This is a genomic window from Shouchella rhizosphaerae, from assembly GCF_900142675.1.
GTDB lineage: Bacteria > Bacillota > Bacilli > Bacillales > Bacillaceae_D > Shouchella > Shouchella rhizosphaerae.
In genome coordinates this window covers 479902-492146 of the sequence record NZ_FRBS01000004.1, presented here as the reverse complement: position 1 = coordinate 492146, position 12245 = coordinate 479902, and the positions used below count along the sequence as shown (strand labels likewise).

13 protein-coding genes, 1 tRNA gene and 2 rRNA genes are annotated in these 12245 nt (G+C 45.3%); 13 read left to right on the top strand and 3 right to left on the bottom strand.

The features are described from left to right. Positions 1 to 341: ribosomal RNA gene (locus BUC05_RS14145) — 23S ribosomal RNA — on the top strand; the annotation flags it as partial. A gap of 356 nt (positions 342 to 697) precedes the next feature. Continuing rightward, positions 698 to 813: ribosomal RNA gene (rrf, locus tag BUC05_RS14140) — 5S ribosomal RNA — on the top strand. 1224 nt (positions 814 to 2037) lie between these two features. Here the strand turns inward: rrf and BUC05_RS14135 are convergent. Next, the gene (locus BUC05_RS14135) at positions 2038 to 2748 is read right to left on the bottom strand and encodes an MgtC/SapB family protein (RefSeq protein WP_011245718.1); all 711 of its coding nucleotides are present in this window, start codon (positions 2746 to 2748) and stop codon (positions 2038 to 2040) included. A 127-nt stretch (positions 2749 to 2875) separates the two neighbouring features. Between BUC05_RS14135 and BUC05_RS14130 the strand changes: the two genes are divergently transcribed. Genes BUC05_RS14130 through BUC05_RS14120 form a run of 3 tightly spaced genes read left to right on the top strand, consistent with a single transcriptional unit; the run spans position 2876 to position 4754 of the window. Beyond that, a complete protein-coding gene (locus BUC05_RS14130; protein ID WP_011245719.1) occupies positions 2876 to 3259 on the top strand; it encodes a fluoride efflux transporter FluC in 384 nt (127 codons plus the stop codon). After that, positions 3259 to 3600, top strand: coding sequence for a fluoride efflux transporter FluC (locus BUC05_RS14125; protein WP_050748941.1), 342 nt, complete (start codon positions 3259 to 3261; stop codon positions 3598 to 3600). The genes BUC05_RS14130 and BUC05_RS14125 overlap by 1 nt, the downstream gene beginning before the upstream one ends. A gap of 17 nt (positions 3601 to 3617) precedes the next feature. Further along, positions 3618 to 4754 (top strand): trans-sulfuration enzyme family protein, encoded by a 1137-nt coding sequence (locus BUC05_RS14120; RefSeq protein ID WP_084140066.1) that lies wholly within the window; start codon positions 3618 to 3620, stop codon positions 4752 to 4754. Positions 4755 to 4823: 69 nt separating this feature from the next. Here BUC05_RS14120 and BUC05_RS21520 read toward each other — a convergent pair whose 3' ends face one another. Then, positions 4824 to 4967, bottom strand: coding sequence for a hypothetical protein (locus BUC05_RS21520; RefSeq protein WP_156323108.1), 144 nt, complete (start codon positions 4965 to 4967; stop codon positions 4824 to 4826). A gap of 566 nt (positions 4968 to 5533) precedes the next feature. On the opposite strand from BUC05_RS21520, the gene BUC05_RS14115 reads away from it, so the two are divergent. From BUC05_RS14115 to tsaD, 6 genes are all read left to right on the top strand, one after another. After that, positions 5534 to 5607 (top strand) — tRNA-Met (locus BUC05_RS14115). A 69-nt stretch (positions 5608 to 5676) separates the two neighbouring features. Next, complete coding sequence (gene thiL / locus BUC05_RS14110; RefSeq protein ID WP_011245722.1) at positions 5677 to 6669, top strand: thiamine-phosphate kinase; 993 nt, start codon at positions 5677 to 5679, stop codon at positions 6667 to 6669. Positions 6670 to 6673: 4 nt separating this feature from the next. After that, on the top strand, positions 6674 to 7141 hold the full coding sequence (gene tsaE / locus BUC05_RS14105; RefSeq protein ID WP_073305130.1) for a tRNA (adenosine(37)-N6)-threonylcarbamoyltransferase complex ATPase subunit type 1 TsaE: 468 nt from the start codon (positions 6674 to 6676) through the stop codon (positions 7139 to 7141). Further along, positions 7126 to 7845 (top strand): tRNA (adenosine(37)-N6)-threonylcarbamoyltransferase complex dimerization subunit type 1 TsaB, encoded by a 720-nt coding sequence (gene tsaB / locus BUC05_RS14100; RefSeq protein WP_073305128.1) that lies wholly within the window; start codon positions 7126 to 7128, stop codon positions 7843 to 7845. Before tsaE ends, tsaB begins: the two co-directional genes overlap by 16 nt. A 4-nt stretch (positions 7846 to 7849) precedes the next feature. Next, positions 7850 to 8293 carry a ribosomal protein S18-alanine N-acetyltransferase gene (rimI, locus tag BUC05_RS14095; RefSeq protein WP_073305172.1) on the top strand — a complete coding sequence of 148 codons (444 nt, stop codon included), beginning with the start codon at positions 7850 to 7852 and terminating at the stop codon, positions 8291 to 8293. After that, positions 8271 to 9278, top strand: a complete 1008-nt coding sequence (tsaD, locus tag BUC05_RS14090) for a tRNA (adenosine(37)-N6)-threonylcarbamoyltransferase complex transferase subunit TsaD (RefSeq protein ID WP_073305126.1) — start codon at positions 8271 to 8273, stop codon at positions 9276 to 9278. Before rimI ends, tsaD begins: the two co-directional genes overlap by 23 nt. 34 nt (positions 9279 to 9312) lie before the next feature. On the opposite strand, the gene BUC05_RS14085 is transcribed toward tsaD, so the two are convergent. Next, the gene (locus tag BUC05_RS14085) at positions 9313 to 11226 is read right to left on the bottom strand and encodes an ABC-F family ATP-binding cassette domain-containing protein (RefSeq protein WP_011245727.1); all 1914 of its coding nucleotides are present in this window, start codon (positions 11224 to 11226) and stop codon (positions 9313 to 9315) included. Between the two features lie 167 nt (positions 11227 to 11393). Between BUC05_RS14085 and BUC05_RS14080 the strand changes: the two genes are divergently transcribed. Together BUC05_RS14080 and BUC05_RS14075 are read left to right on the top strand one after the other, a co-directional pair. Next, positions 11394 to 12029, top strand: a complete 636-nt coding sequence (locus BUC05_RS14080) for a redox-sensing transcriptional repressor Rex (protein ID WP_011245728.1) — start codon at positions 11394 to 11396, stop codon at positions 12027 to 12029. Between the two features lie 16 nt (positions 12030 to 12045). Then, positions 12046 to 12237: a twin-arginine translocase TatA/TatE family subunit gene (locus tag BUC05_RS14075; RefSeq protein WP_011245729.1), complete on the top strand. Its 192-nt coding sequence runs from the start codon at positions 12046 to 12048 to the stop codon at positions 12235 to 12237. The last annotated feature ends 8 nt before the right edge of the window (positions 12238 to 12245 follow it).

The window sequence follows — 12245 nt, the reverse complement described above, 5'->3', positions numbered from 1 at the left end:
CCATTAAAGCGGCACGCGAGCTGGGTTCAGAACGTCGTGAGACAGTTCGGTCCCTATCCGTCGCGGGCGTAGGAAATTTGAGAGGAGCTGTCCTTAGTACGAGAGGACCGGGATGGACATACCGCTGGTGTACCAGTTGTTCCGCCAGGAGCATCGCTGGGTAGCTACGTATGGACGGGATAAGTGCTGAAAGCATCTAAGCATGAAGCCCCCCTCAAGATGAGATTTCCCATGGCGTAAGCCAGTAAGACCCCTTAGAGATGATGAGGTTGATAGGTCAGAAGTGGAAGCGTGGCGACACGTGGAGCGGACTGATACTAATCGGTCGAGGACTTATCCTATACACATTCTTGACAATTGAGTCTATTTCGGATTTAGTTTTGAAAGAATCACCGATTCTTTCCATACCCTTCAGTGCAGACGAAGCGATTCGCTGCTTATCTGAAGTCAAAAAAGAACTACGAAGAGAAGCAAGGAGTTCGAGGACAGGAGTGCTCGAAGAAGGGAGCGTACCCAAACGTACGTGACCGACTGAGAGACACGTACTGGACGAAGAAATCCGAAGCTTAAACGATTGACAAAGAGAAGCAAGAAGGTCGAGGATCGGGAGTGTTCGGCTGAAGGAGCGTACAAGCGTACGTGACTGAAGAAGAATCACGAACAAGACGAAGCGATTCGCTGCTTATCTGAAGTAGAGTCCGGTGACAATGGCAAAGAGGTCACACCCGTTCCCATGCCGAACACGGCCGTTAAGCTCTTTTGCGCCGATGGTAGTTGGAGGCTTCCTCCCGCGAGAGTAGGACGTTGCCGGGCAACAGCAAGACACCTGAATAGGTGTCTTTTTTGTTTTTGCAGGAGGCAAAAGAGGGCTGCTTCGAAGAAGCAGAGTTAAATGCTTATTAGGAGTATTTGGAGATAAGCTCATATAAAAAACTACGTGAATAGGCTTCACTGGAAAAGCCTCGTGCCCTCCTGCGAGACGTAGGGATCATTTTCGTAAAACAACATGAAAAACATCTTGAAAAAGCTTCATGCTCAACTCTCCCGTAGGAAAAGATCCCGGACCCAGGACGTTGCCGGGCAACAGCAAGACACCTGAATAGGTGTCTTTTTTTGTTATGGGCAGGAAGCAAAAGAGTGCTGCTGCGCAGTAAAATACATACAGAATCAACCATACAGCAACTCTGCCCTTTATTCCGCGCTATCCATTCAGTCGGTTCTTCTAAGCTTATTGACAATTTTTTTAATACCCATATCAACGAACACAAAAAATAAGTAAAAAAAGGCAACATTGAGTACGAGCCCTATCAGATTAATATCTGCAAAATTAAACTGTTGTGTTACTGAATAGCCATGTAGCAGGAAAACCGAGATCATACCTAATAGTATTGTAATTATTAGTGTTAATGTATACACCGACTTTAGGGACAACAGTTATAATAAATACCGCCAATAAACTAAAAAATTTTGTGTTTTTTCTAGCTAACACCCTCATTTTCGCACTTCCTAACTTGGAATCTTTGAGAACTACCCATTTTGTATAAAGCAGCATCTTGAGTCAATAGGTAGAGTAAACACAAGCCTCACTCTACCCAGCAGTTAAGAAAGGCTCTGTTTTATCGAGCGTCGACTCGCTTTTTTAAAAAAAGAGATAAAAATATTGTAGTGAAGAGATGTGGCCATGATAGTCCATGTGGTGCGTTGCCTTGGACGGTAAGGCTATGGAGATTTCTCCATAGCCAGTGTGAGTGTACGTCCCTGCATACCCCTCTAAAGCATGGTTGCACGGCTTGTCATCGATTTTCGTATCGTGGATGCCACGGCTGCCTTTCATCGTAGATAGCAAAGTGTTCATTCCATCTTGGTATGAAAAAAAACCAATTGTTCTCGTCTTGGCAGCCTAACTGTCGGTCACATTAACGCCGTTCCAAATAAATGGCTATTTGCATTCGCCAGAATGGCCACGCCAATAGTTTCATCTAACTCGTTAATGGGACTTCCATGAAGAATTGCTAGCTGTTCTTGGTAATTATTCTATTACCGTTGTTCAACAGCCACTGATTTCACATGTTCGATGTTCTTGACCCGATCGTATAGCTCTGTCATATACATGGTTCTTGGAATAGAAAGAGCCATGTCTAGTTGTTGGCCGCCTTGGTCAACATCTTTTATCTTCACGTCGCGAATGACGATGTTTCTTTGTTTCCGTTCTTTCCAAGTACTTTCTTTTCGTTGCAGTTGTTTAATCAAGTGTGTGGAGTCTGCTTCTTCAAACATGACAACGCGAAGAGCAACATCGACTTGACTTAGCGATGTAGGACCGATGTGCTTTAACAAAGCTGGAATTAAGTTAACTGCAATGAGAATGAGTATGACTGTGATAAGCGATTCAACGTAAAAACCGGCGCCAATGGCAATGCCGATTCCAGATGCGGCCCAAATCATGGCTGCTGTTGTTAGTCCGGAAATAACATCGTTGCTTCTCCGTAAAATGACCCCTGCCCCAAGGAAACCAACGCCACTGACGATTTGAGCAGCGAGTCGCATTGGGTCCATATTTTGCGTTCCCTCGCCAGCAGATGAGTAGTGCATGTAGGCTTCTACTGAGACGATGGTTATTAAACAACTTGCGATGCAGATGACCATGCTTGTTTTTAAACCGAGTGGCTTATGCTTGATTTGCCGGTCAATGCCAATCAGGAACCCTGAAAACAGGGCGGCGCTTAATTTTAGTAAAATAATATCCATGTTATCACCTTCTTCATTAGTATCAGTTTATCTATATGGGAAAATGAATGACGCCATTCAAAACAAGTTGTCTAAAGGAATGGACTTATAGTAAAATCGGTTTAATCTTACAGAATGGGGCAATTACGTGAAACTCGTCTATACCTACGTCGCTGTCGCTTTAGGAGGCGCCCTCGGTGGTGCTTTTCGTTTTATCTTAACGATTATCTTCCCTTTTCACAACTGGCCATGGGGAATTTTCACTGCAAATCTAGGTGGGTGTTTTCTTTTAGGTTTTCTCACTCCAATTTTGCAGTTAAAAAAGTCTATTCCTCTTGCTGTAAAAAAAGGCATTACAGTCGGATTGATTGGTGGATTTACAACGATGTCCACGTTTGCGGCTGATACGATCGCCATGTTGCAAAACGGTCATCTGCTTGGAGGAAGCGTGTATTTGTTGGCCACTGTTACAGGGGGAATGGGCTTTGTCGCCCTTGGATTCGTTTTAGGAGCAAGAGGGAGGACAAGATGATGTATGTAATAATAGGCGGCGCAGTTGGAGCGTGTTTACGGTTTGCTGTAAGTGAGTGTTGGTTGAAATTTGGAAAGAACGCTCAATTAATGACGGCAGTATTTGTCATCAATATAAGTGGATGTGCGATGTTAGGATGGATTTTGGCCAAGCCTTTGCCAGAAGGGATTGAGTTGCTGTTTATTAGTATGCTGGGCGGATTTACGACGTTTTCAACTTTTTGCATGGAAGCATTAGAGCTATGGCGCCTCAAAAAGCGTAAACAAGCTATGATTTACCTGGTTATATCGATTGTTGGCTCGCTGTTTGGTTTTTTGTTTGGATGGAATGTAAGAGCATAGGAGAGAGGGAGAGAAACGTGGAACCATTTTTTAACACAAAATCTGTACATTTTTTGCAAAAAGAAAAAGGGGAAAATCAAAGCAAAGCACGGCCTATTTACCAAACTTCAGCCTTTGTTTTTAAGGATTTAGCTGATATGGAGCAATATTTCAAAGGCGAGAAGGATTATTTGTATACTCGGTATGGAAATCCGAATACCGATGATCTTGGCAAAGGGGTAGCTTTGCTTGAATGTGCAGAAGATGGAGTTGCTACTTCTTCAGGAATGTCGGCTATTCTTTGTGCCATTTTAGCTTTTTGCAAAACAGGTGACCACCTAATTGCGACGATGGATGTCTACGGAGGCACTTATGCTTTGCTTGAGAAAGAGCTTTCTTTATTTGGAATTGAAGTAAGTTTTGTCCATCCGAACGAGAATTGGGAAGCTTCTATTAAAAGCAATACAAAGGGTGTATTTGCCGAAACGATTTCCAACCCACTTGTTCGAGTAGAGAACTTGGAGGATTTGATTGACGCAGCTAAAAGGCATGACCTTTTAGTAATCGTTGATAACACGTTTGCGACGCCATATTTGTTGCAGCCTTATACGTTAGGTGCCGATTTGGTCATCCATAGTGCTACCAAATACATTGGCGGTCATAGTGATGTAACTGCCGGTGTAATTGTAGGCAGACAGGAGCTTGTTGATCAAGCGATGGCCCGCGTGATTGCGTTAGGAAGCAACTTGAGCCCTTTTGAAGCGTGGCTTGCCTGCCGTGGTCTTAAAACGCTTGCTCTGCGCATGGAAAGGCAATGCCAAAATGCGGCCGAACTTGCTAAAACGATGCAAGAGACGGATGGTGTGAAGCATGTTTACTATCCACCATTTGTCTCTGAAAAAGGAAACGGGGCGATTGTTAGCATTGAGCTCGACCAAAAGGCTAATGTCGAACGCTTTTTTTCTGCTTTTACTTTCGTTAAAGTTGCACCAACATTAGCTGGTGTAGAGACGTCCATTTCGTATCCATTAAATACGTCTCACCGGTCTGTTCCTGAAGAAATGCGAAAAGCATTAAATATTGGTACCCATCTTATCCGAATTTCAGTAGGAATTGAAGATGGCCGAAATATTATTGCCGAGTTTCAGGAAGCGGTAAGGAAAAGCTTGCTATAAATAACAGTAAAAAACTAAAAAACGGCGGATTTATCCGCCGTTTTTAAATATGGTAGCCAAGCAAAAAAGTTATGATCTGTGATTGCCTGAGACAATCGAATCAATAAACTGGGTAAACATTGGTAAATCCACTGCAACTAGTGCTGGCAAGAGAACAATTCCAAGTATAAGCGCGACAGGTGTGAGCAGGATCATACGGAATGCTCGTTTCATAAAATCATCTCCTTTTTGTCACAAAACTGTCATGAAAAAGACTTGAAATTTACTATACTCCTATTTTCAAAGAAACGCAACTAATTTAGCTTCTTTTTTTATAAAAAAATCATTGTTATTGTAAAATAAATATGGTATATTAATTGTTGTCGACGGAAATACTAGTAGTGAAATACTACAATATTTTAAGCGACGCGGGGTGGAGCAACGAACGAAGTGAGTTGTCTCGACGCAAAAACCTCCCCGGATAAGCTAGCAGAGGAAGAGACAGTCCTCTTTCAAACAATAGCACCAAAAAATCAACATTTTTAGAGCGACGCGGGGTGGAGCAACGAGCGAAAGCGAGTTGTCTCGACGCAAAAACCTCCCCGGATAAGCAAGCAGAGGAAGAGACAGTCCTCTTTCAAACAGTAGCACCAGAAAATCAACATTTTTAGAGCGACGCGGGGTGGAGCAACGAACGAAGTGAGTTGTCTCGACGCAAAAACCTCCCCGAATAAGCTAGTAGAGGAAGAGACAGTCCTCTTTCAAACAATAGCACCAAAAAATCAACATTTTTAGAGCGACGCGGGGTGGAGCAGTCTGGTAGCTCGTCGGGCTCATAACCCGAAGGTCGGCGGTTCAAATCCGTCCCCCGCAATACCAAAAGCTGAGGCTGATGTCTCGGCTTTTTTCTGTTTTAGAGCCTTTTAAAGAAAGGGGTACTGACATGGACGATGAATTTTCCTTTATTCGCAGCATCGTGCCGCGGGAAACATACCAGGAGAGGCTAACGCATGGAATTGGGGATGATGCGGCTGTTTATACAGGTCAGGATGCTTGGGATGAAGTGGTTTGTGTAGATGCCATGGTAGAAGGTGTCCACTTTCGTAAAGACACGTTAAGTCCATTCCAAATTGGTCGTAAAGCACTTGCGATCAATGTCAGTGACTTGGCGGCAATGGGAGCCGTTCCCCAATTTTATTTGGTTTCGATTGCGATCCCGCCAAATTGGAGTGCTGAAGAACTAACATCCCTTTACGAAGGAATGAGGGCAGTTGGCGATCGTTACGGGATGGATTTAATTGGCGGTGATACAGTCTCTATAAAAGATTCGCTTGTTCTTTCTGTGACGGCAATAGGACGTGTCAAGAAAGGTTGCGCTCTTTTCAGAAACCAAGCGCAGCCGGGAGATGTCGTGTTTGTAACGGGGCCTGTTGGAGGATCTGCGGCTGGATTGGAGTTGCTTGATCAGCGCGGCCGGTTTGGGGCATTTACTGAACAGGAACGACGGTATGTGCACATGCATCAAGAACCAGTCCCACAAGTGGAAATGGGGAAGATGCTGGCTGAACAACCTTATCGAGTGGCACTCAATGACATTAGTGACGGGCTTGCGAGCGAGAGTATGGAAATTGCAGAAGCGAGCGGTGTCCAACTCGTTTTGGATCAACAGAAAGTGTTGGAGCTTTCTCCGCAAATGGATTCTGTTTTGCCGGAAAAAAGGGTAAAATGGAGTTTGAATGGCGGAGAGGATTTCCAGTTGGTAGGGACAATGACTGATAGCGCCTTTTCGTCTTGCTGTGAAGCAGCACAGCAGCAAGGGCGGCATTTATATAAAATAGGGTTTGTGCGCGCCGGAGAGCCAGCGGTTTTATTGGCTTCTGAAACAGGTGAACAAGCGCTGCAAATGAGTGGATACAATCATTTTAAACGTAGGTGATGACATGACTGTCTGGAGAGCACAAACAAATTCTGTTGAGGAAACGATTGAGCTAGCAGCGGCACTTGGAAGCATGTTAAAGCCTGGAGATGTCGTGACGCTCGATGGCGACCTTGGGGCAGGAAAAACCCATTTTGCGAAAGGCATTGCCGTTGCCCTTGGCGTAAATGGTGTCGTCAATAGCCCAACATTTACGATTATTAAAGAATATGAGGGCAACATGCCCTTTTATCATATGGATGTATACCGAGCAGAAGGGCAAGTTCAAGACTTAGGGTTGGAAGAATATTTTTATGGGGATGGCGTAACGGTTGTAGAGTGGGCGAGCCTTTTGGAAGAAGCGCTTCCGAACAACCGGTTTGCCTGTTCGATTCATTTGCTTGGCGAAACGAAAAGGGAGCTTATCCTAAAACCCGTTGGCGAGGAGAATCGGACACGTTTGGAGGAGCTTGTGCAATGGCAAAAATTTTAGCAATGGATACATCCTCCTATAAGCTCGGTGTTGCTGTAAGTGATGGTGATACCGTTATAGGGGAATACATGACACAGTTGAAAAAGAACCATGCTTTGCGGCTTATGCCTGCTGTAGAAGCTCTTTTACAAGAGGTAGGGATAAAGCCAACAGATCTTGATGCCATTGCTGTGGCGAAAGGTCCCGGTTCGTATACAGGAGTGCGGATGGCGACAACAGCTGCGAAGACATTGGCTTGGACGCTTGGCCTTCCGCTTGTGGCGGTTTCAACGATTGAGCTTATGGCACAAGCAGGTGCTTATTTTCATGGCTATGTTGTCCCAATCATTGATGCGAGACGAAAAACGGTGTTTACAGGTGCTTATCGCAGCGGTGGGGCTCGAGACATAATGATGGAACTGCCTGATCGACATAGCTCTTTAACAGACTGGCTTTCCGATTTGCAAACGCTCGATGGCCCGTTTTTGTTTGTCGGCGAGGATGCCCGTCTTCACCGTGAAGCGATCGTGGCAGCCCTTGGGGAACAGGCTGTATTTGCCCCTAGGATGCTTGCTGATGCACGGCCTGGCGAGCTTTGTGCGCTTGCGAGCAAGCGGGAGCCTGTTCAACATGTCCATGCGTTTGAGCCAACATACTTGCGTCAAGCGGAGGCGGAGGTGAACTGGCAGCGTGCCCAAAAGGACAGACACGAAGGCTTATATTAGACAAATGGTGCTCGACGACATCGACGAGGTGCTGCTGATTGAGCGTGATGCCTTTACGACGCCGTGGGAACGGGAAGCTTTTGAAACAGAGCTGATGAAAAACCAATTTGCTTGTTACTATGTCGTCGTCGTAGACGGGAAAGTCGTTGGTTACTGTGGACTGTGGAAAGTGGTGGATGAAGCGCAAATTACCAATGTGGCAGTCGCTTCGGAATACCGCGGCCATTCTTATGGAGAAAGCTTAATGCGTTACGTGATGGAGTGGTTAAAGGCACTAGGCGTCGTGAGCCTATCCTTAGAAGTGCGCGTTTCGAATACGCCAGCACAGTCTTTGTATCAAAAACTCGGTTTCCGAAAAGCTGGAATTCGAAAAAACTACTACGCAGACAACCAAGAAGATGCGTGGGTCATGTGGGTGAAGCTAAATGACAACGATACTAGCAATTGAAACAAGTTGCGATGAGACGGCAGCGGCCGTCATTGAAAATGGCGATACGATTCGCTCGAATGTGGTCGCGACACAAATGGAAAGCCATGCCCGCTTTGGCGGGGTAGTGCCCGAAATAGCCTCTAGGCACCACGTAGAGGTAGTCACTGCCGTTGTAGAGGAAGCGTTAGAAAAAGCAAATGTGACTTATCAGGACTTAACAGCTGTGGCGGTGACCGAGGGACCAGGTCTTGTCGGTGCTCTTTTAGTAGGGATCCATGCTGCCAAAGCGATTGCGTTTGCCCATGGGTTGCCGCTAATTGGCGTCCACCATATTGCTGGGCATATTTATGCAAACCAACTCGTTGCGAAGCTACAGTTCCCGTTGCTCGCCTTAGTCGTTTCCGGGGGACACACGGAACTGATTTATATGGAGAAAGACGGGCATTTCCAAGTCATTGGGCAAACACGGGATGATGCAGTGGGAGAAGCGTACGACAAAGTGGCAAGAGCTCTTGCTTTGCCTTACCCAGGGGGCCCGAATGTGGAGCAATTAGCCGATACAGCTGAAGCGGCTCTGGACTTGCCCCGGTCGTGGCTTGAAAAAGACAGCTATGATTTTAGCTTTAGCGGCTTGAAGTCGGCTGTGCTCAACCGGCTGAACAATGACAAGCAGCGGGGAATTGTAACCGATCGGGCGGCGCTCGCAAAAGGGTTTCAAGAAAGTGTGGTTGACGTTCTGGTTGCTAAAACGGTAAGAGCGCAAGCGCAATTTAACGTGAAACAAGTCGTGCTTGCCGGTGGCGTCGCTGCTAATAAGGGGCTGCGCAAAGCATTGACAGAAGCGTTTGCCAACAAAGACGTAACGTTGTTGGTTCCACCGCTATCACTATGTACGGACAATGCTGCGATGATTGGCGCTTGTGCCCACAGCATGTGGTTACGTGGCATTTCTGGGAATATGGCTATGAATGCACGGCCAGGGTTGCCGCTTTCCTCATTTTAAAAACAAACAGCCTATGAACTCTAGGCTGTTTGTTTTATGTCGATAGTGTTTCCCATTCTTCCATTAACGCTTCGAGAGCGTTGTTTTGTTGCTCGAGTTCGGCTTGGATCGTTTGCGCTTTTTGATGATCGGTATAAACGTCTGGGTCAGCAAGCTGTTCGTGAAGAGCGGAAATGGACGCTTCAATTTGTTCCAGTTCTGTTTCGATTGCTTCAATCCGCCGTTGTTTTTGCCGCTCTTGTCGTTTCGCCTCTTTATCAAGCTGAAACGAATTTCTATCTGTCTCCGCTGCCTGCTTTGTTAAGGTTTCTTCTTTCTTCAAAGCAGCACGCTCGGCGTTTTGCCGTTTCTTTTCAAGGTAATCATTATAATTGCCTAAATAAACATTTGTGTCACCTTGATCCAATTCGATGATTCGCGTCGCTAGGCGATTAATAAAGTAACGGTCATGGGAAACAAATAAAATTGTCCCTGGATAGTCCAGCAGTGCGGCTTCCAATACTTCTTTAGCATCCAAGTCCAAATGGTTTGTCGGCTCGTCTAAAATGAGAAAATTGGCTTGCTGCATCATTAATTTGGCGAGTGCGACACGGGCTTTCTCGCCGCCGCTTAGTGAGGAAACGGGTTTGAGGACATCATCGCCAGTAAATAAAAACCGGCCAAGCACCGCGCGGATGTCTTTTTCGGGAGTAGTGGGATACTCGTCCCATAATTCATGTAAAACGGTTTTGTTGCTCGACAGTTTTGCTTGTTCTTGATCGTAGTAGCCAATAACGACATTGCTGCCGTAAATGATCGACCCTTTTTGTGGAGAGAGTTGTTGGGTAATGGCTTTTAATAATGTCGATTTGCCTGCTCCATTTTCACCAATTAACCCGACTGATTCACCTCGTGTTAATGAAAGATGCAAGCCTTCAAACACTGTGTCTTGTCCGTATCCGACAGCTAAGTCACGGATGGTGAGCACGTCGTTTCCTGTTTGCTTGTTGATGTTAAACGAAAAAACAACTGATTTATCGCCATCAGGGCGATCGACCATGTCCATTTTTTCGAGTTGCTTTCTTCGGCTTTGGGCTCGTTTCGTAGTCGAAGCACGGGCAATGTTTTTGGCAATAAATGTTTCTAATTTGGCGACTTCCTCTTGCTGTTTCTCGTATTGTTTGACTGCTTGTTGATACCGTTTTGCTTTTTCGTCGAGGTAATGGCTATAGTTCCCGTGAAAAGTTGTCGTTTTGCCCCGTGATAATTCCACTGTCTTCGTCACAAGTTTGTCCAGAAAATAACGGTCATGGGATACGACTAAAATTGCCCCAGAGTAGTTAGCCAAATACTGTTCGAGCCAAGACAATGTTTCCATATCCAGATGGTTCGTTGGTTCATCAAGGACAAGAATGTCTGGTTTCGAAAGGAGCAGTTTGGCTAAAGCGAGCCTTGTTTTCTGGCCGCCGCTAAGCGTAGAAATGGCTGTGCTGTAATCAAAATGATGAAAATGGAGTCCAGCCAGCACACTGCGAATATCCGCTTCGTATTGGTAGCCACCGGAATCTTTAAAAGCGAGCTGCAACTGGTCGTATTCAGAAAGCAGTTTTTGGTAATTGTTTTGCTCTATCGCCTCTGGATTGGCCATCTGCTGTTCCAACGTACGCAGTGAGCGTTCCATTTCCAACAGCGGCGCAAACACTTCAAGCATTTCATCCCAAATGGAACGGTTTGAAGCAAGCCCCGTATGCTGGGCTAGGTAGCCAATTGTTGTTTGCTTTGGAATGACGATTTCGCCTGTATCTTGGCTCATTTCGCCAGTAATTATTTTTAAAAGCGTCGATTTGCCTGCCCCGTTTCGCCCGACTAAGCCTACTCGATCTCTCGCCTGTACTTCTAATTTCACCTGTTCGAGCACAGGTTCTGTGCCAAAAGCCTTTGATACGTTTACGCATTGTAGTACAATCATAAAAAGCAAACCTCGCGTTCATAATAAGTTCTTTAATAAGTGTACATCAATTTAGATACAAACAACAATAAAGGTTCATAATGAGAGCTCTTTCATTTTAGCGAAAATCGTGTACAATAGAGTTGAATCATGCTGCGCCAGCAGCCAAAGCTCAGAAAGGGGCGGACATGAAATCAGAACAACTGAAGATTCCTCAGGCAACAGCAAAACGCTTGCCGCTTTATTACCGCTTTATCGAAAGCTTGCATGCTGCCGGAAAACAGCGGGTTTCTTCAACTGAATTAAGCCAGGCAGTAAAAGTAGATTCTGCAACAATCCGAAGAGATTTTTCTTACTTTGGCGCGTTAGGAAAAAAAGGGTATGGGTATAATGTCCAATATCTCCTTTCTTTTTTTAGGGAGACGTTAGACCAAGATGAGCGGACAAACGTGATTTTAGTCGGTGTAGGAAACCTTGGAACTGCATTATTGCAGTATAATTTTTCAAAAAACAACAATACCGTGATCACCCATGCTTTTGATGTCGATGAAAAAAAAATTGGTACAAAAGTCGGCGAAGTTCCTGTGTATAACTGGGACAAGCTTGAAGAAATTGGGTTGCAAAATGTTTCGATTGCGGTTCTGACTGTGCCTGCTTCCCAGGCACAAAAAAGTGCCGACCGCCTCGTTAAAGCGGGAATTGAAGGGATTTTAAACTTTACCCCAGTGCGCTTATCCGTACCAGCCCATATTCGCGTTCATCATATTGACCTTGCAGTGGAACTGCAGGCGCTTGTTTACTTTTTAAAGCATTACCCACTATAAGAAGGAGGCAACAACAATGGGAGGACTTTCTGTAGGGAGTGTCGTATTAATTGCACTAGTCGCATTGCTAATTTTCGGGCCGAAAAAGCTGCCGGAACTCGGAAAAGCAGCGGGAAGCACATTGCGTGAGTTTAAAAATGCTACCAAAGGATTAGCGGATGACGATGATGACACCAAATCAACAAACGTCCAAAAAGAAAAAGCGTAAAGGCAGAA